This window comes from Bacillus rugosus, assembly GCF_023238245.1.
In the GTDB taxonomy this organism is placed as follows: Bacteria; Bacillota; Bacilli; order Bacillales; family Bacillaceae; genus Bacillus; species Bacillus rugosus.
The window spans coordinates 2,146,843-2,171,408 of record NZ_CP096590.1 but is presented as its reverse complement, the minus strand read 5'-3'; the positions used below and the strand labels follow the sequence as shown (position 1 = coordinate 2,171,408).

The window sequence follows — 24,566 nt, the reverse complement described above, 5'->3', positions numbered from 1 at the left end:
ATGAATATGTGGAAACGACTGTTTTTTATATTGCTTGCAATCAATATGATCCTTGCCGTTGGGTTTATGGCATTTGTTATGCTGCCGGGAGAACAAGCTCAGGTAAAGGATTCAGCTGAGAGCGAGTATGGATTTCAAGTGACAAGCACAAAAGAATCATTAGCTGCGTTTGTCAACTCATATTTAAACGACAAAGCATCAAACAAGCTTGATTACAAAGTAGAGATAGATGATGATGTTCATGTCGCAGGGAAAATCAAGGCTTTTTCCACGTCCATTGATGCGTTTGTCGCTTTTGAACCGACCGTGAAAAAAAATGGTGATGTGGAGCTGAATGTTACGAAGTTTTCGTTAGGGAAATTGAGTATACCGATTAGCTTTGTGTTAAATTATATGGACAGCTTTTACGAATTGCCATCATTTGTCCACGTTCATCCCGGCGATAAAAGCATTGAAGTGCGTCTGTCAGAAATGCCTTTAACGAATGGAATGTATGTCAAAGCGGATAAAATAAATTTAGAAAAAGATGAAATTGAGTTTTCCTATTACCATCCCAAACAATAGAGGTGACTGAAAATGAACCGGATTTACCAGTATTTCAGTTTATTATCCTTTACATTTTCTCTGTATTTTGGCTGGCTTGCATATCATCATCTAGCCGCTGAAGATATGGACCAAATGTACTTGAACATTTCCTATTGTGCCTTGTTCCTAAGTGTGATGGTGTTTACATTCGGTATGAGAGACCGGAAAAAAACCGATAAATCATGAAAAAAGAGACATGAAACAACGTCTCTTTTTTCGTGCGGTCTGACGAAAATTTGAGAACATAAGGAGAAAAAATGAAAGCATACGATTTTACACAGGGGAATGTGCTGAAACAGCTTGTGCTGTTTTCAACGCCTATTATGCTCGGAAACGCATTGCAGGTTTCCTTTCAATTTATAGACAGTTTGTGGATCGGCAATTTACTGGGGGCACAGGCTCTAGGGGCAGCAGCAGTATCAAGCACGATTGTTATAACCGTGCTGTCTTTTATTTTGGGCCTTAACAATGCGACGTTAACAATATTGTCACAGCAAAAGGGAAAAGATGATGAAAAAGGAATGGCGTCGTATATTAACGCTTTTGTCGTTTTATTAACAGGTTTAAGCATCGGATTCGGCGCGGCCGGTTTTTTTCTGTCAGAGCACTTGCTTCGTCTTCTGAAAACGCCGGAGTCGATGATACCGCTTGCTGAGACCTATTTACAGATTCAATTTATCGGCATTTTATTTTTGTTTGGCTATAACTTTATCAGTACTGTGCTTCGGGCGCTCGGCGACAGCAAGACACCTCTCCGGTTTATTGCGTTTGCCGTTGTGCTGAATACAGTGTTGGCACCGCTCTTTATTTCTGTGTTCCGCATGGGGATAGCGGGAGCTGCTTATTCGACGATTTTGTCACAGGGTATTGCGTTTCTATATGGATTGTTCTATGTCATCAAACACAAGCTTGTGCCGTTCTCTATTCCGCGAGTGCCCAAGTGGGAAGAGTCCGCGCTGATTTTGAAACTTGGGATTCCAGCCGGTCTGCAGATGATGGTGATCACAGGGGGAATGATGGCGATTATTAGTGTTGTCAACTCATACGGGGAGCAAGTGGTGTCAGGCTTCGGAGCGGTGCAGCGGCTCGATAGCATCATTACGCTACCAGCAATGGCTGCCGGTACGGCGGTTAACAGTATGGCAGGGCAAAATATCGGAATCGGAAACTATAAAAGAGTGGGGACGATTGCAAGGCTAGGTGTGATGGCTGTTATTTCTTGCATGCTGGTGATTGCAGTTGTGATTTGGGTATTTGGTAAATACCTTATGAGGTTATTTATCAGCGAGCCCGATGCGGTAGCGTTTGGTGAACAATATTTGCGATGGATTGCGTTTTTCTATCCTTTTATCGGGATTAACTTTGTACTGAACGGAATTGTCAGAGCTGCGGGAGCGATGCTGCAGGTTCTTGTTTTAAATTTGATATCGTTTTGGGTTTTGAGATATCCTTTCACAGCTCTATTTTCAGCTTGGCTTGGACAGAAAGGAATCGGGCTCGGCATCGGAATGAGTTTTTTATTAAGCAGCTGTGCGGCGTTTTTGTATTACAGATACGGCCGTTGGAAAACAATGAAATTGCTCACTGGAAAATAAGTGAAGCGCTTCAAAAAGCACATACCCATATGTAGCGGTATGTGCTTTTTTTTACCGTTTTTTATCTAGTTTGCTGAAGAGCTCAATTAGTGAGGCAAGTTCGGCATCACTGTAGCAGTCAAAGCGTTTAAAGAAATATTCCGTTTTTTTCTCGTTGAAATGCTGGAGGACTTTTTCGCCCGCTTCAGTGATATGAATGCGGATGATGCGTCTGTCTTCCTTCGATCTGATTCTCGTAATCCATTCCTTTTCTACTAACGCATCAGTCACGGCTGTAATGTGGCTTGCCGATACCTCTAAAATAGGCGCAAATTCGGTGACTTTTTTAGGCCCTTGTTCACTGAGGATCCGCAGAATGGTGAATTCATTCCGTGACAGCTCTTTATCTAGAATCTCATTGATTTCATTGCGTATTTGTTTAAAGACTTTACGGAGTAAAGTTTCCATATCGTACATCATCTGTGTTCTTACTTTCAAATTTGTGAACCTCCATTACATAAGCATATTGCTTAAAACCTATAGATTTTATTGAAAAGCAGAATCATTTTCATTCTATTTTTACATGCTATAATATAATAATACCACGTATTAACAAAGGAGGCACCAGTATGTCTGAAAAAAAAGAAATCGCCACATTTGCAGGAGGCTGTTTTTGGTGTATGGTTAAACCTTTTGACGAACAGCCGGGAATTGAAAAAGTGGTGTCCGGGTATACAGGCGGCCATACTGAAAACCCTACGTATGAAGAGGTGTGCAGTGAAACGACAGGACATCGTGAAGCCGTTCAAATCACGTTTCATCCTGATGTGTTCCCTTATGAAAAACTGCTTGAATTATTTTGGCAGCAAATCGACCCGACAGATGCCGGCGGCCAGTTTGCTGATCGCGGCAGTTCCTACCGTGCAGCCATTTTTTATCATAATGATAAACAAAAGGAGCTTGCGGAAGCTTCCAAGCAGCGCTTGGCGGAAAGCGGGATCTTCAAAGATCCGATTGTAACAGACATTTTAAAAGCTGAACCATTCTATGAAGCGGAAGGCTACCATCAGCATTTTTATAAAAAGAATCCAGGACATTATCAGCGCTACCGGACAGGTTCTGGACGTGCCGGATTTATCAGCGAGCATTGGGGGGCGAAATAAATGGCGTACAATAAAGAAGAAAAAATTAAGTCACTAAATCGCATGCAATATGAGGTGACGCAAAATAACGGCACGGAGCCGCCGTTTCAAAATGAATATTGGGATCATAAAGAAGAAGGGCTGTATGTAGACATTGTGTCAGGCAAGCCGTTGTTTACATCAAAGGATAAATTTGATTCCCACTGCGGCTGGCCAAGCTTTACAAAGCCAATTGAAGAAGAAGAAGTGGAAGAAAAACTAGACACGAGCCACGGCATGATTCGCACAGAAGTGAGAAGCCGTACCGCTGATTCTCATCTTGGCCATGTATTTAATGACGGACCGGGTCCAAGCAGGCTTCGTTACTGCATAAATTCAGCGGCGCTGCGGTTTGTGCCGAAAGATAAGCTGAAAGAAGAAGGATACGAAAGTTATCTGCATCTCTTTGATAAATAAAACACAAAAAACAAGCCTGCCTAATGGATAGACAGGCTTGTTTTTATGCCTTTTTTTCTTGATGCAATTCTTCAATAATCTGGGCAATTCTGTCTTTTGTAATGAGAGGGGCTTGATTTGATTGATACCCAGGCAGATTGACTTTGCGAAAATCAGGATGTTTTTCAGGTTCTGGAAGGATCGCATAAAGATTGCCCCATTCATACAGTAATTCAATTTCATGAGGAGATGTTAATTCTTCGTGAAGCTTTTCACCTGGACGTTTGCCGACTTCTACTGCAGCCGGCCGCGGAAGCCCGTGCTGCGATGCATATTCTTCAAACCCATGAATCAGTTCTTCAAGTTTCAGTGATTCCATTTTAAAAATAAAGGTTTCTCCGCCTTTTGTAATAGCAGCTGATTGCAATGTCAGGGTAGCCGCATCGTCTATTGACATGAAAAATCTGGTCATGTTCTTGTCTGTGATGGTCAGCGGTTCACCCTCCATCATTTGTTCAAATAAAATAGGGATGACCGAACCCCTTGAGCCGAGAACATTTCCGAAGCGGACTGAACAAAACACGGTTCCTCTGTTTTGAACGTGGCGGTTTGCTTGATGAAACAGCTTTTCGGATAACAGCTTGGTGGCACCCATTGTGTTCACAGGAGATACAGCTTTATCTGTGCTGATATTGATGACATGCTGCACTCGGTGTAAAAGGGCAGCCTCCACCACATTCTGTCCGCCGATAAGATTGGTCTGGATCGCTTCAAATGGATGGTCTTCACATGTCGGAACCTGTTTCAGCGCAGCCGCGTGAAAGACGATATCAACGCCTTTCATCACCTGATTCACCCTTCTGTAATCGCGCACATCTCCGAGTACAAATAAAAGCCGCTTATCCTCCGCATACTTTTGGCTCATGACATACTGTTTACTGTCGTCTTTGCTGAACACAATCACTTGTTTAGGTGTAAGCAGCAAAAGGCGTTTGACAATTTGACTCCCGATTGAACCCGTTCCGCCAGTGACTAAAACTGTTTTGTTATGGAAAAATGGTTCCAGCTCTGCTGTTTGCTGTTTAGGCATGGCTTATCCTCCAACTCTCGTTTCTCTACCATGCATCATATGTTCAACTTTGTAATCGAGTTAATGAAAGCAACCAATAAAACAAAATTTAGGGGAATGATCATGTCACAAAGTGTTCTTTTTTAAAAGAAAATGGAAAAATAGACGCAGCTAGAGGATAAAATAACTAAATAAACAATGTACTAAATTTTCAATGTTATTGTATTTCGCGCCGCAAAAGCCAATCTGACCGATTCATTTCACGTACCTCGTAGGCAAAAGTGGTTTATGAGTCAGAAACACTATAAAAAAAGGTTCATTTTCCTCACAGTTAAACACCTGTATATATTTTACAATAGAAGTGATAGTGATAAAGAGGAGGGTACCAAATGAAGGTTTCAAAAACAATGCTGCTAAGCACTGCTGCGGGATTATTGCTTATCCTGACAGCAAACTCGGTGTCGGCTCATCATGTAAATGCGGAACATCATTTTAAAGTGACAGCGCAAACCGAGACAGATCCTGTCGCTTCTGGCGATGACGCAGCAGATGACCCGGCCATTTGGGTTCATGAAAAACATCCGGAAAAAAGCAAGCTGATCACGACAAATAAGAAGTCAGGGCTCGTCGTGTATGATGTAGACGGCAAGCAGCTTCATTCTTACGAATTTGGCAAGCTCAATAATGTCGATCTGCGCTATGGTTTTCCATTGAACGGCGAAAAAATTGATATTGCTGCCGCCTCCAATCGGTCTGAAGGAAAGAATACAATCGAAGTATATGCAATTGACGGGGATAAAGGAAAATTGAAAAGCATTACAGATCCGAAACATCCTATTTCTACTGATATTTCTGAGGTATACGGCTTCAGCCTGTATCACAGCCAGAAAACAGGAGCATTTTACGCATTAGTGACAGGCAAACAAGGAGAATTTGAGCAATATGAAATTGCTGATAATGGAAAGGGTTATGTAACAGGAAAAAAAGTGCGCGAATTTAAATTGAATTCTCAGACTGAAGGCCTTGTTGCAGATGATGAATATGGGAACCTGTATATAGCAGAGGAAGATGAGGCCATTTGGAAATTTCATGCTGAGCCAGGCGGAGGATCAAAGGGGCAGGTTATCGACCGTGCGACAGGAGAACATTTGACAGCTGATATAGAAGGACTGACGATCTATTATGCACCAAACGGCAAAGGATATCTCATGGCCTCAAGTCAGGGAAATAACAGCTATGCAATGTATGAACGGCAGGGAAGCAATCGCTATGTAGCCAACTTTGACATCACAGATGGCGAGAAGATAGACGGTACTAGTGATACGGACGGTATTGATGTTCTCGGTTTCGGACTTGGCCCAAAATATCCTTACGGGATTTTTGTGGCGCAGGACGGCGAAAATATCGACAACGGACAAGCCGTCAATCAAAACTTCAAAATTGTGTCGTGGGAACAGATTGCACAGCATCTTGGCGGAAAGCCTGATCTTCATAAACAGGTGAATCCGAGGAAGCTAAAGGACCGTTCCGATGGTTAGAAAAAAAGCAGCTGAAAAAGCTGCTTTTTTCTGTGAATGAAAAAATCGTTCATTGCTATGAACGATTTTTTTAAGAAAGCGCCAGATGAATCGCCTTTAGTTTTTCAGGAAGCTCATCATACGTATTTGCGGGTACGGTCTCTTTGTAATTGGATGCCGCAACTTTATGCCGTTCTTCAGGATGGTTGAGATAGAAAGCGGCTTTTTCCTTAAAATCGTTGAAGTTGTGATAAGAAATAAAGGATGAAAAAGGATGGGCCGCGGGTAAATCTGTTAATTGAAATGCTTCGCATGCAGCGATATCAAACGTTCGGTTATTAAAACTGGCATTTTTGATGCGAATGTTATTTTTGTTGAAAGCAAAATGATAAGGCCGATGCGTATTGATCACGATGTCTGCCCCGTTATAATAATGAACGGCCTGTTCGGGTGGAATCCATGTGCTGACGACATCAATATGAGGCTGTTTGAGCACTTTTTTAGGCAGATATTTTCTCCATTCCTTTCCGATTACTCGAACCGTGAAAGGCAGATGTACCGCTTCTTTCATTAGCTGAACCCGATTAGGGTAAGGGTAGCCGATGATAAGCAGATTTGAATGAAAGGAATGTTCGGTGTCCATTTTTTTAAACAGCCGATGATTAACTGGAATCGGAACATAATAGACGTGCTGGAAGCCAAGCCCCCGATAATAGAGAGCGGCATTTTGTTCAATCGTTAATATGGCGTCAGCATGTTTAATCACCTGAAGACTGATATCAATATAAAATGGGTCTTCGGTTAGCCAAATATACACGGGAATACCCTTACCCTTTAACCAGGTCAGCCAGTCGTGAGGAACGCGGTCTCCAACCATCATAAGTGCGAAGTCTGGCTGAAACGTTTCGATCTTCACCAGAGATTCTGTTTCTGGTGTATCTGCTGACATATACTCTGTATGAGTATTCCGAAAACATTCTTCAGCCCAGCGATCAAAATAACTGTATATTCCTCCGTATCCCGACTGGATATACAAGACTTTCATCAGATGTTATGAAAAGAACGTAACGCTTTCTACTTTGTCTACATCAATTAATGTTGTAGCTTGACCTGCCGGAGTGACGGAGCTTTCCTGTGTTACAAATACGATACCGTGAACTTGATCGAAAGCAACAAAGACAACCGGGCCGATCATGTCACCGGAATCAGTCACAATGCTGATTGTCGTGCCTGGCGTAACTCTGGCAAAAATCCATCTTGCCGGAAGGGAAGGATCTAAAAGAGATTCAGCCGTAACGGTTTCGCTTTCATCTACTTTTTGATCAATGGCAGCTTCAAGCATATCTTTAAGATTATTATCCACGTTTACTCCTCCTTCTGTTGAGAATAAAGGGCTTAAAAGGGTTTTAATCAAATCCTTTTTTAACTGTGCATTTTCAGAGCTCATTACACACACCTCCTATCCAATAGTGAACTCACGTTAATCATATTCTTCTAATTGCCAATTGGTATGAGTCGAACGCCGTACCTGATCTATTTTTCAATATATTTAAGCAAAATGCTGAATTTTTAAAAGAGTGGACATAGCCTATACCATAAATTGAAGTCTTTCATATTGTGAAACAGAGTATAAGGAAAAGGGAGAGGGATTGTTTGGATTTAGAACACGTGAATCAAGAAGAAAATCAAGATGAACTTCATTTTATTCTGCTTTTGCTGATTCTGCTCATACGTCAATCATCTTCTGAAGGAAATCCATCTGATCTCAGACGACAGCTCGTATTTGCAAAAGAGCTTGGCGTACCGATTTCAACAGTTCATCTGTCGAATGGAGATACGCTTCAAAACGTCATCGTAAAAGAGGTTCTGACTGATTTGGTTATTTTTCAAAACCCGTTAAATAACACGAGATCGAATGTCGCACTCTCAAGTATTGTAAGCTGGGGTGCTTTTTAAATGATGACAGAGGCTCTGCTTGCTGCGGAGCCGTTTTTATGTTTGACGATAGGGGGCTGTATAGATGGGAGAAAAAGTGTCTATTATTTTAACAAGTTACAACAAACCTGATTATCTGCAAAAAGCGATTGAAAGCGTCCTGAAGCAAACGTATGATCACTGGGAGCTTTTTATTATGGATGATCATTCTAATGAAGAAACAACAGCGGTGATTCACAAGTACCTTCATGACCAGCGCATTCGTTATCAAAACAGTTTCATACATCCTGCAGAACGATTAAAAACAACCCGTTATGCCACATTAATTAACGCAGCACTCCCATTTGCCGACGGCGATTACATTTCCTATCTCACCGATGACACTGTTTATCATCCTGAGCGGCTGAGTCGTATGGTGCAGACGTTTTTAGATAAGCCTGAAGCACAGGTTGTCTATTCAAAACAAAAAGTTGTACATGTAAACGAACGGGGAGAGGAAATCTCACATTTCTATAGAAATGCCAATGCAGTGCTAGATCAGGCCGCTTTTCAAGTCGATCATTGCTCAGTTATGCATCGCCGTTCGTTACTTGATCGTATTCAACATAAATATGGAAGCTATTGGGATGACGATATGAAGCATTGGAATCATGGCGACTCAATTTTTTGGGCCAGGATCAACAACTTTGCTCCATTTCTGCCGATAAATGAAGTATTAGATACAACCTATAAAACCCCCGATTCATTTCAAAATGCGTATCGGTTTCTGCCCGCCGATTTAATTGACGGCTCTTTTGTAAAAGGATCAGATCAAAATGTGTATTTTCTTGATCGGGGTGTAAGACATCCTGTCGGAGAAAGGTGGAGTTCGTTGTATCTAAATCGGACTGTGGCTGTTCCAGACCCGTATATATTCCAATATGGGATTGGAAAAATTTTAAACATTCCGAATTATATTTTGGTAAAGGAAGCTGATCATCCTGCAATATTTTATATCGAAGCCGGAAAAATAAGGAGGATTGTAGGTCAGTATGCTTTTCAGTTTTATCAATTTAAAAGAAGAGACATACTGACAATTGAAAAAGAAGAACTAAAGGCGCTGCCGGAAGGGCTGCCGATTACGTGGGAACGATCTGGATTAATCGAAAATCCGCCTGGGCGAAGGCTGTTTTTCATAGAACGCGAACCGTTTTTGTTTCTAAACGGAGTCTTTCACCCGATTAGTGAACAAGTAATAAGGAAGTTCTTTTTACATCAGAAGCCCATATCCGCTTCTTTCCGAAATATTCAGCAATTTCCAATTGGAAAGCCGTTTTATCCGGTGTACGATGAGATTATAAAGAAATTGAATATTGCAACTGAATAAAGGGATAGGTCATTAAAAGGAGACGTTCATGACAGGACATTATTCAAAAACGGAACATCAATATATATTGTTAACGTCTGAATCGGCATCGTTTGATCATTACAGCGTTTACAGAGATCCGAAGCTTCCGCAAATTTTTTCTCATAACTTTGTTCAGCTCCATGATACGTTTCCATTGGAGCGGTTACTGGACTTTTTGCCCTCCGTTCCAAAGCTGCTTGATGCGAATTATCTCCATTTAAAAGTGTCGCCGCTGCATGTTTTTCCGCTCGGTTTGAAGCAATCACTTGTCAAAAGCGGGTTTGTCGTCGAGGATGAGCTGTTATATGACATGAAGCTTAGTGACTGGAAGGGGCAGATGGGGCATCCGTTAACGGCGTGGGGGACGGCAAAAAGCCTTAGCGATGGATCTTCTATTATGAAAATTTATGATTCCATTTATATTGGAGAAGCGATCGCTGAACAAAAATTAAAAAGAAAATATCCTTTTTACGAATCGGGTGCAATCATCCTTGTTGTTTGTTACAGCGACCAAGCACAGAAGATTCCGATTGGCTGTGGCGAGTTGTTCATTCATCGGAAAGAGAAAACGGCTAAAATCGAAGAAGTGGCCATTTTGGATCAGTTTCAAAGGAAGGGCTATGGTAGTATCTTAGTAAAAGAAATGCTGTCCATCGCCAAATCATTAGGAATGGAAGCAGCCTATTTAGTGGCTACAAGCACTGACGGCGCAACCCATTTTTACGAAAAGCTGACGTTTAAAAAATATGAGCGGGTGCATACTGTTTTTCATTATTTCCTGACATGAAATAGGCGTTTGCACAAACCATTTGGGACTTGGCCCGCATAAAATGCCGTATATCGTGATAAGAAAGGATGAAAACAACATGTATAGATATTCTGGATACGGTTACGGATTTGGCTGCGGGACCAATACGTTTGTATTGATTGTTGTCTTGTTCATTTTATTAATTATTGTCGGAGCCGCTTTCATTTGCTAGATGATGAAATTTCAAAAGGAGCCTTTCCGTTCAGGAAGGCTTTTTTTGTGTGAAAAAGATTTTGCGGGGAACGTCATGCCGCAAATTGAACACTCATATAATTTATCAAATGGGTTTTTGAGGTGGGAGCATGAGCAGTTATTTGATTAAGCCGGAGCTTGGTTCGGCCTATCCGGTTGTCAGTTATGCAAAGGGTTCATATGTTTATGATCAAACTGGAAAAAGATATCTTGACGGCTCATCAGGTGCGGTGACATGCAATATCGGCCACGGGGTTTCTGATGTGACTGAGAAGCTGAAAGAACAGCTTGATCAAGTGTCTTTTGCTTACCGATCACAGTTTACGAGCGAGCCTGCCGAGCAATTAGCCGCTCTCTTGGCGCAGGAGCTGCCGGGAGATGTGAATTGGTCTTTTTTTGTCAACAGTGGATCAGAAGCGATAGAAACAGCTATGAAAATCGCCGTACAGTATTGGCAGGAAAAAAAGCAAACACAAAAATCCATCTTTTTGTCGCGGTGGAGCAGTTACCACGGAATAACTTTGGGAGCGCTTTCATTATCTGGTTTTTATGAAAGGAGATATCGATTCACCCATCTCGTTGAACGATATCCCGCTATTTCAGCTCCTCATGTTTATCGGCGGAATCATGGAACGGAAGAAGACTTTGTTCAGGCTGCAGCTGATGAACTGGAAACGGCCATCAAAAGAATCGGAAGCCAATTTATCGCCGGCTTTGTGGCTGAGCCTATTATTGGTGCCGCAGGAGCAGCGATTACTCCGCCTCCGGGATATTATGAGAGATTAATGGAAGTATGCCGCACACACGAAGTGCTCTTTATTGCAGACGAAGTGATGACAGGGCTTGGGAGAACAGGAAGGATGCTCGCGACAGAGCATTGGCACACCGTTCCTGATATAGCTGTACTGGGGAAGGGTCTCGGTGCCGGGTATGCGCCTATTGCCGCTGCTGTTGTATCTGATTCTATTATTGAAACGATAAAAGAAGGTTCAGGTGTGATTATGAGCGGCCACACATATAGTGCACATCCCTATTCAGCCAAAGCCGCTCTTGAAGTTTTGCGGTATGTGTTAAAGCAAGACTTGATCAAACAATCAGAAAAAAAGGGGGCTGTACTGAAAAAGAAGCTTGATGAAAGAGCGTCTCAAAGCGGAATCATAGGTGATGTGCGCGGAAAAGGTCTGCTATTAGGTGTTGAATTTGTAGCGGACAAGAAAACGAAGAACGTTTTCCCGCCAGAGCAGGCGGTTACCCAGCGTATTGTCGGCGAGGCGAAAAAACGCGGGCTGATTGTTTATCCTGCCAAAGCGGGAATAGACAGCGGGGAAGGAGATGCTGTCATTATTGCTCCTCCTTTTACCATTTCAGAAGGTGAAGTAGAAGAGCTGACATCAATTTTTTCAGAAACAGTTGCAGCGGTCGAAAAAATACTGAAAAAGGATTGAAATCAAATGGCGCCATTTCAAAAAACAATCAGCATCGAAACAGCAATTGCAGATGTTCAGGACGGATCGGTCCTGATGTTTGGCGGTTTTGGGGGAGTCGGCTCGCCTCCTTCATTGATTGAAGCTATATTGGATAGCGGCGTAACGGATTTAACCGTCATTTGCAATGATGCCGGGTTCCCGGAAATAGGGATCGGCCCGCTTATTGTCAATAAACGAGTCAAAACCCTGATCGCATCGCATATCGGTTCCAATCCTGTAGCCGGAAAACAGATGACAGACGGGACGTTAGAGGTTCAATTTTCACCGCAGGGAACGCTCGCAGAACGGATTCGCGCGGGCGGATCAGGACTCGGCGGCATTTTAACAGACGTCGGTATTGATAATCAAATGGTTTGTGAGGAAAAGGACATCGTGTCCGTGGCTGGCAAGCGATACTTGGTTGAAGAGGCGCTGACGGCTGATTTTGCTTTCATCAATGCGCACATTGCCGATGAATTCGGCAATTTAACGTATGACAAAACAGCACGCAATATGAATCCGCTTATGGCAATGGCCGCCAGGAGAACCTTTGCCGAGGCTAAACATATTGTTACGATGGGAGAGATCTCCGAAGAAATGATTGTCACACCGGGGGTTTTTGTCGAGGGGGTTGTGAGAAGCGAAGGAGTGAAGTGGAAATGGGCTTGGGAGTAGCAGAGAGAGAGCAGATCGCAAAGCGGGCCGCGTCTGAAATCAAGCCGGGCATGATTGTAAATCTCGGTATCGGCATCCCATCCTTGGTGCCGAACTTTTTGCCGCCTGACATGCAGGTCATGCTGCAGGCGGAAAACGGAGTGCTCGGCATTGGCGAAAGCCCCGGAAAGGGTGAAGAGGATGAACATTTATGCAACGCTGCGGGTTATCCTGTCCGCGCTGTAAAAGGGGCGTCTTATTTTGATACAACAATGTCTTTTGCGATGATTAGAAGAGGCAAAATTGACATTACGATTTTAGGAGCCCTGCAGGTGAGCCAGTCAGGTGATTTGGCAAATTGGCTTGTCCCGGGAAAAAAGGTGCCGGGCATGGGCGGAGCGATGGAACTGGCCCAAAAAGCGAAAAAAGTGGTTGTCGTCATGAGTCATACAGATCAAAAGGGAAGGCCTAAATTAACAGAAACATGCACGCTTCCGTTAACTGCAGCAGGCTGTGTAGATTTGATCATTACTGAAAAAGCTGTTCTTGAGGTCGGAGCCCATCATTTCATTTTAAAAGAGCTGATGAATGGCTCGACAATCGACGAGGTAACAAGGCTGACTGACGCTGAAATCAAAATAGATATGCCTTTTTCTTAAAAGGGGGAATGAGGATGCAAGACATTGAGAGAAAAGTAACCGGGTGGCTTGATCAGCATTCTGCCAAAGCCATTCGTCTTCTCAAAAGGCTGATTGGAGAAAAAAGCACTTTGGGCTCTGAGTTTCATGCCCAAGCTGTTGTGCTTGAAAAGCTGCGGCAATTTCACATGGACATTGACGTGTGGGAGCCAAGCCTAAAGCAATTAAAACAGCATCCCTACTTTAAATCAGACCGTTCCGATTTTCATGAAAGCCCGAATATCGTTGCAAAAAAAACGGGAGCGGGCGGGGGCCGGTCGCTGATCTTAAACGGTCATATCGATGTTGTGCCTGAAGGAAGCGTAAAGGATTGGAAGTATGAACCGTATCAAGCTTTCGAAGAAGACGGTAAAATATACGGCCGCGGCTCAACGGATATGAAGGGAGGCAATACAGCCCTTCTTTTTGCTTTAGAAGCCCTGCACGCCTGCGATGTTAAATTGAAGGGAGATGTATTGTTTCAAAGTGTTGTAGATGAAGAGTGCGGCGGTGCGGGAACACTGTCTGCCATCATGAGAGGCTATCGTGCTGACGGGGCACTGATCCCAGAACCGACAAATATGAAACTATTTATAAAGCAGCAGGGCTCAATGTGGTTTCGGATCACAGTGAAGGGGTTAGCGGCACATGGGGGCACACGCTATGAGGGTGTAAGTGCGATTGAAAAAAGCATGCACGTTATCACAGCCATACAAGAGCTGGAGAAAGTCCGCAATGCGAGAATTTCAGATCCGCTGTATGACAATGTCCCAATACCGGTACCAGTGAATATCGGCACCATCTCAGGGGGTGCATGGCCTTCTTCAGTTGCAGACCGTGTCGTTATAGAAGGAAGATGCGGAATTGCTCCCCATGAAAAACCAGAAGCAGTAAAACTTGAATTGGAAAACTGGCTGAAGGATTTAGAATACCATGACGAATGGTTTAAACGCCATCCGGTAACAGTAGAATGGTTCGGCGCTCAATGGCTGCCGAATGATTTACCTGATGATCACCCTTTAATTTCAGTGCTTCAATCAGCCTATCAAAAAACGAAACAGACAGAGCCAATCATCGAAGCTTCGCCATGGGGAACGGACGGAGGGCTTTTATACCATGCAGGAGATACGCCAGTGATTGTCTTCGGGCCTGGGGAAACAAAAACAGCTCATCAGGCAAATGAATACATTGAGATTGAAGCCATGATAGAATCTGCTAAAATCATTGCACTTTTTGTTATGGATTGGTGCGGACTTCATACAGACGGGGAGGATGCGGATGCTCAAGTCGATAAAGAGTAACGGTGTTACAGCGGTTCTGGACCTCGACGGCTTTAATAAACGAATCAGAGTGGTTCGTTATGACGGAGCCATTGAGAAGGCTCTGCCTGATATCGTGGCAGCGGCAAAAGAAGAGGATGCGGAAAAAATCATCGTCTATACGAAACAGCATGATGAGGCAGTGCTAGCCCAACATTTGTTTGTGCCGGAGGGTTTTCTCAAGGGCTATTATCTCGGCCACCCGGCTTGTGTCATGGTCCGTTACCTCACAGAAAACCGGAGACAAACAGATTCTTATATACAGGAACAGGAAACGATCGAAGCTTTATATCGCTCAGCACCTCGCTTCCGCAGCGATAATACACCCGCCTTTACGATGAGAAAAGCAGAAATGAACGACATGTATCAGCTATCGATGCTGTATAAAAAAGTATTCCGTACGTACCCGACCCCGGTATTTGACCCTGCTTATATTGAAAAGACGATGAATACAAATACGATGTATTATGTCATGCTTGACGATGACCGCCTGATCAGCGCAGCAAGCGCGGAAATCAATCCAGAGCTGGGGCATGCAGAAATAACCGACTGCGCTGTGCTTCCGGAATATCGAGGCCATTCGCTGACAAGCTTTTTAATCGAGGCATTAGAAAAAGATATGGCTGAAGAGAATATCTTTCATGTATTTTCTCTCGCCCGCGCTGCGTCTTTTGGGATGAATGCTGTGTTGTACCATTCCGGTTATCAGTACGGAGGAAGGCTGATCAATAATTGCTATATAGCGGAAGGTCTTGAAAACATGAATATTTGGTGCAAGCACCTGTAAGTCAAAAAATGATGCACAAGGAGGAATTCATTTGGAAAACAAATGGTACAAACCGAAACGGCATTGGAAGGAGATAGAGTTATGGAAGGACGTTCCGGAAGAGAAATGGAACGATTGGCTTTGGCAGCTGACACATACGGTAAGAACGTTAGATGATTTAAAAAAAGTCATTAACTTGACCGAAGATGAAGAGGAAGGCGTCAGAATTTCAACCAAAACGATCCCCTTAAATATTACACCTTACTATGCTTCTTTAATGGACCCCGATAACCCAAGATGCCCGGTCCGCATGCAGTCTGTACCGCTTTCTGAAGAAATGCACAAAACAAAATACGATCTGGAAGACCCGCTACATGAGGATGAAGATTCACCAGTACCCGGTCTGACGCACCGTTATCCCGACCGCGTGCTGTTTCTTGTCACCAATCAATGTTCCATGTACTGCCGCTACTGCACAAGAAGACGTTTTTCCGGACAAATCGGAATGGGAGTTCCTAAAAAACAGCTTGATGCTGCAATTGCTTATATCCGGGAAACACCCGAAATCCGCGATTGTTTAATTTCAGGCGGTGACGGACTGCTAATCAATGACCAAATTTTAGAATACATTTTAAAAGAGCTGCGCAGCATTCCGCATCTGGAAGTAATCAGAATCGGAACAAGGGCGCCGGTCGTCTTTCCGCAGCGCATCACCGATGAGCTGTGCGAGATTTTGAAAAAATATCATCCGGTCTGGCTGAACACCCATTTCAATACAAGCATCGAAATGACAGAGGAATCCGTTGAGGCCTGTGAAAAACTGGTGAACGCAGGAGTGCCGGTTGGAAATCAGGCCGTCGTGTTAGCCGGTATTAATGATTCCGTTCCAATCATGAAAAAGCTCATGCACGACTTGGTAAAAATCAGAGTCCGTCCGTATTATATTTATCAATGTGATCTTTCAGAAGGCATCGGGCATTTCAGAGCTCCTGTTTCCAAAGGTTTGGAGATTATTGAAGGGCTGCGAGGCCATACCTCAGGCTATGCCGTTCCTACCTTTGTCGTTGATGCACCAGGCGGCGGGGGGAAAATCGCCCTGCAGCCAAACTATGTACTGTCGCAAAGCCCTGACAAAGTCATCTTAAGAAATTTTGAAGGTGTGATTACGTCATATCCGGAACCGGAGAATTATATCCCTAACCAGGCCGACGCCTATTTCGAGTCCGTTTTCCCTGAAATCGCTGACAAAAAGGAGCCGATCGGGCTCAGTGCTATTTTTGCTGACAAAGAGGTGTCTTTTACACCAGAAAATGTAGCCAGAATCAAAAGGAGAGAGGCATACACATCGAATCCGGAGCATGAAACATTAAAAGACCGGCGTGAGAAAAGAGACCAGCTAAAAGAAAAGAAATTTTTGGCGCAGCAGAAAAAACTGAAAGAGGCTGAAAGCGGGGGCGATTCTTCATGAAAATATGCGAATGGTGCGGCGAACTTGAAGCGGTCTCTGGCAAGAACAGAGTGTACTGGGAGCTCCCTGACGGAACTAGAGCCATAGAACTGACAGACACTCCCGCCATGGTGTGTGCTTCCTGCGGAATGACCTATCAAGAGGAAACCACGATTAAGGAGATTGAGGATCAGCTGCTTTTGATTCAAACAAAAAAACTGCCTGAAAGCCTGACATATCAGCAGCTCATGGAGAAAGAAAGGATTTTGAAACGCAACTATTTTGACTTCTCCTGAATGATGTTTCGGTATTCTTTTGTTGTAATTTTACACTTGAACTGTATAATAGAACAACAAAAGACAGACACCAGGAGGGGAAACCCATGAAATCCTTTTATCACTATTTATTGAAATACAGACACCCGAAGCCGCAGGACAGCATCAGTGAATTTGCCAATCAGGCGTATGAGGACCACAGCTTTCCGAAAACCTCAACCGATTATCATGAAATCAGTTCATATTTGGAACTAAACGCTGATTACCTTCACACGATGGCGACGTTTGATGAAGCTTGGGATTTATACGAGGCTGAGGTGCACGGCAGATAATATTTGTTTCATCCGCAGATCACTGCGGATTTTTTTATGTCCTCACCCATACCATAATTGGATATTTCCTTTGGTTTTCATGCCCATGCGAATTGGCGTCACCCGGCATACGATAGCGTATGAGAAATGTTGCGGCGAGGGGGAGACACCATGAAGCAAAATAAACCGAAATTCCAAGTAGGGGATATCGTAGTCGTCATTATGTATGGAACAGTCGGCACCATCACAAAAGTACACCAAATTGATAAACATTATCTTTATGAAGTGAATCATAATGAAGTCTTATACTTTGAATCGTCCATTCAGCTTTATAAAGATTATGAGGGTGTCATTGTCGACATGGAAAAGCTTGATATTGAGTATGAATTCCTTATTGGGGACGTCGTTTATGTCAAAGATTATGGAAAAGAACTCTTTCGCATTATTGGCCATAGAACAGAAATTTGGAGATATTTAGAAGATGGCTGGGAAGATATTATTTATGAGCTGACCCGTTTAAAGGATGGAGAGTGGCTTGAAACGGAGGAAGAGGATCTCACGCTGGTGCTGAGAAAATATGAAATGGACCAGTTTGTACACCAGCTTTTGTTTGTCCACTATGTCGGAGAAACTGGCCATGAGATCGGCGAAGATATCGCATCGTCTGCTCTTCTTCAGTTTGAAGGCGATGATGAAGATCAAGATACCCTTCACATCCTTGCTGTATCAATTGTTGATGAGCTTCTGGATATTTACAATGACTACAAAATTCTGTATGAAATGTTTCGAGATGAAGAATATAAAGATATGATGATGTTTGTTCTGGAAAGTTTAAAAGAACATTTCAGTTAGTTTGTGAACATACGGATCAAGACATATAAAAAATAAGGCAGACAGCCCCAAATCATCACATGCGTCATTCCTTTGAGCGTTTTTTCCATTATGATATCAAATCTTTCTCCGTCCAATGCTTCCATCATTTTAGCAATCATTGCGTCAGCCTCCCATGGCTAGTTTTTTATTCAATGTATATGACTGAAAGAATTGTTTAGAACACAGGGTATAATTCAGCCTGTTTTTTCATAAAACATAAAAAAGGAGGCGGTACGGAGATGAAAGAAATAGATCTTGTGATTGATACGGAAGAAATCGCTGAATTTTTTTACAGAGAGCTTGCAAGACGGGGCTACATACCGAGTGAGGATGAGCTGTTTGAAATCGCTGATATTACCTTTGATTATTTGATAGAAAAATGTATGATAGATGAAGAGCTGGATGAAGATGATTGAGGTTCAAAAACCGGAGCGATCAGCTCCGGTTTTATTATTTGTGATTTATGACTTCTGTGAAATCGAGGTGGTTAAATTGTTGTACAAGCCCGTTAGTCTGTTTCTTTTCTTTCTTTTACTAGCTGCGGCCATTCATACAAATGCTGTTCAATCAGCGGATGAAGCGATAAGCAAGGCAGCTGTTTTGATCCGTCAGCCATGGCTTAATGATGTCATGACAGGGATTACGCATCTTGGTGCTTCTTCTTTTCTGCTCCCTCTTATCGTGATCATTGGAGCTGGTCTGTTTTTTTACAGAAAAACATGGGACGGCCTTTTGATGCTCTTGGTATTTGGTGCAGATCGGCTGTTAAACAAAGTCTTAAAAGAATGGATCGAACGAGTGAGGCCTGATTTTGCACCGCTGGTTCATGAATCATCTTTCAGCTTTCCGAGCGGCCACTCTATGAACGCTGCCTGTGTCTATCCTGTCATTGCCTACTTTTTAGTGAAACATCTCCCGTTTTTGTCCAAACATAAAAAAATAGTATATACAATAGCTGGTTTGATCACAGTTTTGGTCGGCATAAGCAGAGTCTACCTGGGGGTTCATTTTGTAACCGACGTGTTAGGAGGCTTTAGTCTTGGTTTGCTTCTGTTTTTCCTTGTAAAAGGTTTTGACGAAAAGATGAAGCGGTTTCGACAAAAATAGAGAGAGGAAAACGTGACAAAAACGCCAATATGTTAAAGAAATAAAAGGGAGGGGATCTTGATGATGTTATCCGTGTTTAAAAAGAAGTCTTGTTCCTATGACGTGACAATATTTCAGACACCCCGGTTTGGCGAAAAAAAGGGCTACAGAGCCGTCTATCGAACTGAACTCAACGGGAGCGATCATCAAGACGTGCTGAAAAGAGCATTCTCTTTATTTAATGTATTTGACACCGTTCCAAGTGATTATGATGCGAGATTTATGGCCACAGGGGACGTGATTCTGATTGATGAAGGCAGAAAAGGGAAAACATATTACAAACTGCTTCCCGCCGGATGGAGAAAAATTAATCGTCTGATTGTACAAACGACATAACGAAAAGAAAACTGCGGATTTCCGCAGTTTTCTGCAGTTTAAGGCTTGCGTTTGGCAGCGGAATACTCTTTCCCGTGTGCCTCTTCAGCTGCAATTACGTCCTTTGCAGGTATGTGGTTGTTCTTTTTTTGTCCGGTGATCCGGTTGCGCTGTTTTTTACCCATGTCCTATCCCTCCTTCCTGCGGTTAGGTTTTCAAATAAACACGCCGATTATCCCGTTTTTCTCAGGAAGTGCCCAAACGGCCTCGGAACATTTCTTTTTTTGCCATATTCCTTTATAATCAATGCTGAAGTTTGTCTCATCATGATGTTCGTTGTAAAATGAACGGACTGGATGATAATTTAGATTTACAGGAGGATATGAGATGAGTGTACATATAGGTGCTGAAAAAGGACAGGTTGCGGATACAGTGCTTTTGCCGGGAGACCCTCTCAGAGCAAAATTTATTGCTGAAACGTATCTTGAAAATGTAGAATGCTACAATGAAGTGAGAGGCATGTATGGATTTACGGGTACATATAAAGGCAAAAAAATCTCCGTGCAAGGCACGGGAATGGGCGTTCCGTCTATTTCAATTTATGTGAATGAATTAATTCAAAGCTACGACGTGCAAAATCTAATAAGAGTAGGTTCTTGCGGCGCTATCCGTAAAGATGTCAAAGTGCGGGACGTCATTTTGGCTATGACCTCCTCAACTGATTCACAAATGAACAGAGTCGCTTTCGGAAGCATCGATTTTGCGCCTTGCGCAGATTTCGGGCTTTTAAAAAATGCCTATGATGCTGCAAAGGATAAAGACGTGCCGGTGACGGTAGGAAGCGTATTTACAGCTGATCAGTTCTACAATGACGATTCGCAAATCGAAAAGCTTGCAAAGTATGGTGTGCTGGGTGTTGAGATGGAAACAACTGCGTTGTATACATTAGCAGCGAAGCACGGAAGAAAAGCGCTGTCAATTCTCACCGTGAGTGACCACGTTTTAACAGGAGAAGAAACGACAGCGGAAGAGCGTCAAACTACATTTCATGATATGATAGAAGTGGCTTTACATTCCGTATCACAATAAAATAAATCAAGAGGCGTGCTGGGTGCCGGCAGCCTCTTCTTTGTGAATGCGGAAATGATTGATAAAAGGAAGGTAATGTAATATGAAAAAGTCCGGTAAATGGTTCTCACTGGCTGCCGCTTTGAGTGTAACGGCAATAGTCGGAGCCGGCTGCAGCATGTCGAATGGAGATGCTCAAAAGGATACGAAAACCACAGCAGAAACAAAGCAAACAGAACAAAAAACAGCTGACAGCAAAAAAACAAACACTCAAGACAATGAGTTTTCATTGGAAAGCAAATATTTCAATAACACTAAAAAAGTAGACGGTCTGGAAACCATTCAAAATCCAGAAAATATACTCGCGCTTGTCAATAAACAATACGCACTGCCCGGAAACTATGAACCTAGCGATCTAGTCATACCTGATGTAGAGTTTTCTTTTGAAGAAAAGATTCAAAAACGTTACATCAGAAAAGAAGCGGCCGATGCATTAAAAACGATGTTCGATGCTGCGAAAAAGGAAGGCTATGAACTGGCAGCTGTCTCGGGCTATCGTTCGTATGACAGACAGAAAGTCATTTTTGACAATGAAGTAAGCCTAAAAGGGGAAAAGAAGGCGAAGGAAGCGGTCGCTTACCCGGGTGAGAGCGAGCATCAAACAGGCCTTGCGATGGACATTTCGAGCCGGAGCAATGGCTTTGAGCTAAATGAAGCGTTCGGAAGCACGGCAGACGGAAAATGGGTACAGGACAATGCTTATAAATATGGCTTTATCATTCGTTATCCGAAAAATAAAGAAGATATCACGAAATATGAATATGAGCCATGGCATCTGCGTTATGTAGGCAAAAAGGCTGCAAAGGTCATCCAAGATAATGATTTAACGCTCGAAGAATACTTTGAAAAAGTGAAGAAAATCTAAAAGAGAAAGCCCGCTTACAATTGATAAGCGGGCTTCATTGTGTCTAGTGAATCTAGCATTAAATAGATAGTTATTCTATGCTTACCAGAAGAATAAACCAGCCAGAGCCACTCCTGTAATTAAACCGAGGGAAATACCGTAAGCCGCTCCATATCCCCAATAACCGCCCCAATATCCGTAACCGAAGCCTCTTGGCCCTGCGCCGGCCGGAGCTATATATACTTTGTCTCTTGTGACACGGGTAATTCTGCCGACGTGAACTCTTCCGCCTCTCTCTGTAATTCTGACGACTTTACCTTGATGGTTTCGGCAAAGATGGTAATATCTTTCCAATATTGTGTCCCTCCTAAACTGACTTTCTACCAGCATATGATAGATAGGAGAAAAAGGTTGGACGAAAACAGGGGGCGATACGCCGTTTTACTTATACGCGATAAAGATACAATGACCCATATACTCGCTATATATCTGCATGAGTTCATAATGTGTTTGAAGCGTATCGTAATAAATAGGAGCAATCGTTTGCGATAAATCCATTTCTGTGGTTGGCTCAAATTCCATGTCGTCCGGAAGAAGTGTTATCGCTTTAGTACTTTGAAAGCCATAAGACTTTAAGATTTTATGCCACTCGGTTTCTTCATGTAGGCAAGTAAAACCGTAGAAATCTATCATTCGCTCTTTTTCTGCAGGGGGCATCGGTTTTTTTAAAGCTGCTTCTATACCAATCAGCATCCCGCCGGGCTTCAATACTCTTGAAATTTCTTGAAGGGAGGATGTGAGATGGGAAAAACTGAGAACCGATTCTGACAGGACGCAGGAAAAGGACTCAGAAGAAAAGGGGAGGTGTTCCAGCTCCGCTTGATATGCAGGGATGGCAAGCCCTTCATTTGCAAATCTTTTTTTCGCTTTCTCAAGCATGATAGGATCTTTATCAACGACTGTTACAGGATACAGTAAATGTCCTAAGTAAGCCGCAGTTTGGCCTGTTCCGCATCCGGCATCAAGTATCGGCTGATTCGGGGAGGGTGCAGCCTTTTGCAATACCGCTTTTGAAAAAGCAAGCCCGCCTGGATGCGCGCCCGCGACACCGAATAAGGACAGCATTTCTAAATATCGGCTCAATATCAAATCCTCCTTTTTCTTTATCATATGTCGTATAAAGACATAGGTTTATGAAATGCGAAAGAAGGGCGTTTCTCTTTCATTTCTGCTCCGAGTTGACGAATAAGTATTCGTCCATGATAATATTGTAAGAAGAAAAAGGTGGTGTTTAATTGAAACGGCAATTTAAACTGTTTTTGATTGTGCTGATCACTGCGGTTGTCGCTTCAGCGCTTACTTTATTTATTACGGGCAATTCCAGTATCCTGGGCCAGAAATCAGCAAGCACGGGAGACAGCAAGTTCGACAAATTAAATAAAGCGTATGAGCAAATCAAAAGTGATTATTACCAAAAAACAGATGATGACAAATTAGTAGACGGAGCAATTAAAGGAATGATTCAATCTCTGGATGATCCGTATTCCACATACATGGATCAAGAGGAAGCAAAATCATTCGACGAGACGATTTCTGCATCCTTTGAAGGCATCGGAGCCCAAGTAGAGGAGAAAGACGGTGAAATCCTTATTGTGTCGCCAATTAAAGGTTCACCTGCTGAAAAAGCCGGAATCAAACCGAAGGACCAAATCCTGAAGGTGAACGGGAAAAGCGTTAAAGGCATGAATGTAAATCAAGCCGTCGCTTTAATCCGCGGCAAAAAGGGCACAAAAGTGAAGCTTGAGCTGAACAGGGCGGGAGTCGGAAATATCGATCTTTCCATTAAACGCGATACCATTCCTGTAGAGACCGTCTATTCCGAGATGAAAGACAACAACATCGGCGAAATCCAAATCACTTCTTTCTCTGAAACAACTGCTAAAGAGCTGACAGATGCGATTGACAGTTTAGAGAAAAAAGGCGCCAAAGGCTATATTTTAGACTTGAGGAGCAACCCGGGCGGCTTAATGGATCAGGCGATTACGATGAGCAACCTGTTTATCGATAAGGGTAAGAACATCATGCAGGTTGAATACAAAAACGGTTCAAAAGAAGTCATGAAGGCCGAAAAAGAACGAAAAGTGACCAAGCCGACCGTCGTTTTAGTAAATGACGGCACAGCCAGCGCTGCGGAAATTATGGCAGCTGCCCTTCATGAGTCGTCAGGCATACCGTTAATCGGCGAAACGACATTTGGCAAAGGCACAGTGCAAACAGCAAAAGAATATGAAGATGGCTCTACCGTCAAACTGACAATCGCCAAATGGCTGACTGCCGACGGTGAATGGATTCACAAAAAAGGCGTCAAGCCTCAAGTGAAAGCAGAGCTGCCTGATTACGCGAAGCTGCCGTATTTGGACGCGGATAAAACGTATAAATCAGGTGATTCAGGCACAAACGTCAAAGTAGCTCAGCAAATGTTCAAAGCACTTGGCTACAAGGTAAAGGTTAACAGTACGTACGACCAGGATTTTGTATCTGTGGTTAAACAGTTCCAGAAAAAAGAGAAGCTGAAAGAAACAGGTGTACTGACTGGCGATACAACAATGAAATTAATGACAGAACTTCAAAAGAAGCTGTCAAATAATGATACGCAAATGGAAAAAGCAATTGGAACACTGAAAAAAGAAATGTAAAAACC

The 24,566-nt window shown here is 43.0% G+C and carries 33 protein-coding genes and 1 pseudogene; 26 read left to right on the top strand and 8 right to left on the bottom strand.

Going from position 1 to position 24,566, the window contains the following annotated elements; translation table 11 throughout:
* The 3 genes from M0696_RS10695 to M0696_RS10685 all read left to right on the top strand — a co-directional run bounded on the left by M0696_RS10695 (window position 1) and on the right by M0696_RS10685 (window position 2,180).
* Window positions 1–564 (top strand): YpmS family protein, encoded by a 564-nt coding sequence (locus tag M0696_RS10695; protein WP_222143025.1) that lies wholly within the window; start codon window positions 1–3, stop codon window positions 562–564.
* Window positions 565–576: 12 nt separating this feature from the next.
* Complete coding sequence (gene ypmT / locus M0696_RS10690) at window positions 577–771, top strand: protein YpmT (RefSeq protein WP_166851615.1); 195 nt, start codon at window positions 577–579, stop codon at window positions 769–771.
* Between the two features lie 71 nt (window positions 772–842).
* Window positions 843–2,180 carry an MATE family efflux transporter gene (locus tag M0696_RS10685; protein ID WP_248601947.1) on the top strand — a complete coding sequence of 446 codons (1,338 nt, stop codon included), beginning with the start codon at window positions 843–845 and terminating at the stop codon, window positions 2,178–2,180.
* 51 nt (window positions 2,181–2,231) lie between these two features.
* Here M0696_RS10685 and M0696_RS10680 read toward each other — a convergent pair whose 3' ends face one another.
* Window positions 2,232–2,657 (bottom strand): MarR family transcriptional regulator, encoded by a 426-nt coding sequence (locus tag M0696_RS10680; protein ID WP_003241533.1) that lies wholly within the window; start codon window positions 2,655–2,657, stop codon window positions 2,232–2,234.
* Window positions 2,658–2,788: 131 nt separating this feature from the next.
* Between M0696_RS10680 and msrA the strand changes: the two genes are divergently transcribed.
* Both msrA and msrB read left to right on the top strand, forming a co-directional pair.
* Complete coding sequence (gene msrA / locus M0696_RS10675; protein WP_222143023.1) at window positions 2,789–3,322, top strand: peptide-methionine (S)-S-oxide reductase MsrA; 534 nt, start codon at window positions 2,789–2,791, stop codon at window positions 3,320–3,322.
* Window positions 3,323–3,757, top strand: a complete 435-nt coding sequence (msrB, locus tag M0696_RS10670) for a peptide-methionine (R)-S-oxide reductase MsrB (protein WP_166851623.1) — start codon at window positions 3,323–3,325, stop codon at window positions 3,755–3,757.
* Window positions 3,758–3,800: 43 nt separating this feature from the next.
* Here msrB and M0696_RS10665 read toward each other — a convergent pair whose 3' ends face one another.
* On the bottom strand, window positions 3,801–4,826 hold the full coding sequence (locus M0696_RS10665; protein WP_248601946.1) for an SDR family NAD(P)-dependent oxidoreductase: 1,026 nt from the start codon (window positions 4,824–4,826) through the stop codon (window positions 3,801–3,803).
* Between the two features lie 368 nt (window positions 4,827–5,194).
* Here M0696_RS10665 and M0696_RS10660 point away from each other — a divergent pair, with 368 nt between their 5' ends.
* Window positions 5,195–6,343 carry a phytase gene (locus tag M0696_RS10660; protein WP_222143021.1) on the top strand — a complete coding sequence of 383 codons (1,149 nt, stop codon included), beginning with the start codon at window positions 5,195–5,197 and terminating at the stop codon, window positions 6,341–6,343.
* A gap of 70 nt (window positions 6,344–6,413) precedes the next feature.
* Here M0696_RS10660 and cgeB read toward each other — a convergent pair whose 3' ends face one another.
* Window positions 6,414–7,367 carry a spore maturation protein CgeB gene (gene cgeB, locus M0696_RS10655; protein WP_166851633.1) on the bottom strand — a complete coding sequence of 318 codons (954 nt, stop codon included), beginning with the start codon at window positions 7,365–7,367 and terminating at the stop codon, window positions 6,414–6,416.
* 6 nt (window positions 7,368–7,373) lie between these two features.
* A complete protein-coding gene (gene cgeA / locus M0696_RS10650) occupies window positions 7,374–7,769 on the bottom strand; it encodes a spore crust protein CgeA (RefSeq protein WP_166851636.1) in 396 nt (131 codons plus the stop codon).
* A 206-nt stretch (window positions 7,770–7,975) separates the two neighbouring features.
* On the opposite strand from cgeA, the gene cgeC reads away from it, so the two are divergent.
* The 14 genes and pseudogenes from cgeC (at window position 7,976) to M0696_RS10585 (ending at window position 18,411) form a co-directional block, all read left to right on the top strand.
* The gene (gene cgeC / locus M0696_RS10645; protein ID WP_248601945.1) at window positions 7,976–8,278 is read left to right on the top strand and encodes a spore maturation protein CgeC; all 303 of its coding nucleotides are present in this window, start codon (window positions 7,976–7,978) and stop codon (window positions 8,276–8,278) included.
* A gap of 64 nt (window positions 8,279–8,342) precedes the next feature.
* Window positions 8,343–9,623, top strand: a complete 1,281-nt coding sequence (gene cgeD, locus M0696_RS10640; RefSeq protein WP_222143019.1) for a spore maturation glycosyltransferase CgeD — start codon at window positions 8,343–8,345, stop codon at window positions 9,621–9,623.
* Between the two features lie 28 nt (window positions 9,624–9,651).
* Window positions 9,652–10,431 (top strand): spore maturation N-acetyltransferase CgeE, encoded by a 780-nt coding sequence (cgeE, locus tag M0696_RS10635; protein ID WP_222143018.1) that lies wholly within the window; start codon window positions 9,652–9,654, stop codon window positions 10,429–10,431.
* Between the two features lies 1 nt (window position 10,432).
* The gene (locus M0696_RS21145) at window positions 10,433–10,624 is read left to right on the top strand and encodes a YjcZ family sporulation protein (protein WP_376768343.1); all 192 of its coding nucleotides are present in this window, start codon (window positions 10,433–10,435) and stop codon (window positions 10,622–10,624) included.
* Window positions 10,618–10,774 (top strand): annotated as a pseudogene (locus M0696_RS21140) (hypothetical protein). The gene M0696_RS21145 and the pseudogene M0696_RS21140 overlap by 7 nt, the downstream one beginning before the upstream one ends.
* Entirely contained in the window at window positions 10,755–12,089 is a 1,335-nt protein-coding gene (locus M0696_RS10625; RefSeq protein ID WP_222143017.1) for an aspartate aminotransferase family protein, read from the top strand. The pseudogene M0696_RS21140 and the gene M0696_RS10625 overlap by 20 nt, the downstream one beginning before the upstream one ends.
* Window positions 12,090–12,095: 6 nt before the next feature.
* On the top strand, window positions 12,096–12,785 hold the full coding sequence (locus M0696_RS10620) for a CoA transferase subunit A (RefSeq protein WP_166851654.1): 690 nt from the start codon (window positions 12,096–12,098) through the stop codon (window positions 12,783–12,785).
* Window positions 12,770–13,423: a 3-oxoacid CoA-transferase subunit B gene (locus M0696_RS10615; RefSeq protein ID WP_222143016.1), complete on the top strand. Its 654-nt coding sequence runs from the start codon at window positions 12,770–12,772 to the stop codon at window positions 13,421–13,423. Before M0696_RS10620 ends, M0696_RS10615 begins: the two co-directional genes overlap by 16 nt.
* An 8-nt stretch (window positions 13,424–13,431) precedes the next feature.
* A complete protein-coding gene (locus M0696_RS10610; protein WP_222143015.1) occupies window positions 13,432–14,742 on the top strand; it encodes a peptidase in 1,311 nt (436 codons plus the stop codon).
* Window positions 14,720–15,547 carry a putative beta-lysine N-acetyltransferase gene (gene ablB / locus M0696_RS10605; RefSeq protein ID WP_222143014.1) on the top strand — a complete coding sequence of 276 codons (828 nt, stop codon included), beginning with the start codon at window positions 14,720–14,722 and terminating at the stop codon, window positions 15,545–15,547. Before M0696_RS10610 ends, ablB begins: the two co-directional genes overlap by 23 nt.
* A 31-nt stretch (window positions 15,548–15,578) precedes the next feature.
* Entirely contained in the window at window positions 15,579–16,994 is a 1,416-nt protein-coding gene (gene kamA, locus M0696_RS10600; protein ID WP_222143013.1) for a lysine 2,3-aminomutase, read from the top strand.
* Window positions 16,991–17,269, top strand: a complete 279-nt coding sequence (locus M0696_RS10595) for a YokU family protein (RefSeq protein WP_222143012.1) — start codon at window positions 16,991–16,993, stop codon at window positions 17,267–17,269. The genes kamA and M0696_RS10595 overlap by 4 nt, the downstream gene beginning before the upstream one ends.
* Window positions 17,270–17,355: 86 nt before the next feature.
* Window positions 17,356–17,580, top strand: coding sequence for a YozE family protein (locus M0696_RS10590; RefSeq protein ID WP_166852045.1), 225 nt, complete (start codon window positions 17,356–17,358; stop codon window positions 17,578–17,580).
* Between the two features lie 150 nt (window positions 17,581–17,730).
* Complete coding sequence (locus M0696_RS10585) at window positions 17,731–18,411, top strand: hypothetical protein (protein ID WP_014114114.1); 681 nt, start codon at window positions 17,731–17,733, stop codon at window positions 18,409–18,411.
* Here the strand turns inward: M0696_RS10585 and M0696_RS10580 are convergent.
* Window positions 18,408–18,551, bottom strand: coding sequence for a hypothetical protein (locus M0696_RS10580; RefSeq protein WP_003218150.1), 144 nt, complete (start codon window positions 18,549–18,551; stop codon window positions 18,408–18,410). The genes M0696_RS10585 and M0696_RS10580 overlap by 4 nt on opposite strands.
* Window positions 18,552–18,671: 120 nt before the next feature.
* Here M0696_RS10580 and M0696_RS10575 point away from each other — a divergent pair, with 120 nt between their 5' ends.
* From M0696_RS10575 to yodL, 3 genes are all read left to right on the top strand, one after another.
* Window positions 18,672–18,848 (top strand): YozD family protein, encoded by a 177-nt coding sequence (locus M0696_RS10575; RefSeq protein ID WP_003241581.1) that lies wholly within the window; start codon window positions 18,672–18,674, stop codon window positions 18,846–18,848.
* Between the two features lie 79 nt (window positions 18,849–18,927).
* Window positions 18,928–19,539: a phosphatidylglycerophosphatase PgpB gene (pgpB, locus tag M0696_RS10570; RefSeq protein WP_222143011.1), complete on the top strand. Its 612-nt coding sequence runs from the start codon at window positions 18,928–18,930 to the stop codon at window positions 19,537–19,539.
* 60 nt (window positions 19,540–19,599) lie between these two features.
* The gene (gene yodL / locus M0696_RS10565; RefSeq protein WP_003218144.1) at window positions 19,600–19,914 is read left to right on the top strand and encodes a shape determination protein YodL; all 315 of its coding nucleotides are present in this window, start codon (window positions 19,600–19,602) and stop codon (window positions 19,912–19,914) included.
* A 38-nt stretch (window positions 19,915–19,952) separates the two neighbouring features.
* On the opposite strand, the gene M0696_RS10560 is transcribed toward yodL, so the two are convergent.
* Window positions 19,953–20,078 carry a hypothetical protein gene (locus M0696_RS10560; RefSeq protein ID WP_003218142.1) on the bottom strand — a complete coding sequence of 42 codons (126 nt, stop codon included), beginning with the start codon at window positions 20,076–20,078 and terminating at the stop codon, window positions 19,953–19,955.
* Between the two features lie 202 nt (window positions 20,079–20,280).
* On the opposite strand from M0696_RS10560, the gene deoD reads away from it, so the two are divergent.
* Window positions 20,281–20,982, top strand: coding sequence for a purine-nucleoside phosphorylase (gene deoD / locus M0696_RS10555; RefSeq protein WP_166852048.1), 702 nt, complete (start codon window positions 20,281–20,283; stop codon window positions 20,980–20,982).
* Between the two features lie 82 nt (window positions 20,983–21,064).
* Complete coding sequence (gene ldcB, locus M0696_RS10550) at window positions 21,065–21,886, top strand: LD-carboxypeptidase LdcB (protein WP_222143010.1); 822 nt, start codon at window positions 21,065–21,067, stop codon at window positions 21,884–21,886.
* Between the two features lie 81 nt (window positions 21,887–21,967).
* Here ldcB and M0696_RS10545 read toward each other — a convergent pair whose 3' ends face one another.
* A complete protein-coding gene (locus tag M0696_RS10545; protein ID WP_166852056.1) occupies window positions 21,968–22,219 on the bottom strand; it encodes a hypothetical protein in 252 nt (83 codons plus the stop codon).
* Window positions 22,220–22,306: 87 nt separating this feature from the next.
* Entirely contained in the window at window positions 22,307–23,008 is a 702-nt protein-coding gene (locus M0696_RS10540; protein ID WP_222143009.1) for a class I SAM-dependent methyltransferase, read from the bottom strand.
* A 152-nt stretch (window positions 23,009–23,160) separates the two neighbouring features.
* Between M0696_RS10540 and ctpA the strand changes: the two genes are divergently transcribed.
* Window positions 23,161–24,561, top strand: coding sequence for a carboxy-terminal processing protease CtpA (ctpA, locus tag M0696_RS10535; RefSeq protein WP_222143008.1), 1,401 nt, complete (start codon window positions 23,161–23,163; stop codon window positions 24,559–24,561).
* Window positions 24,562–24,566: the final 5 nt, after the last annotated feature.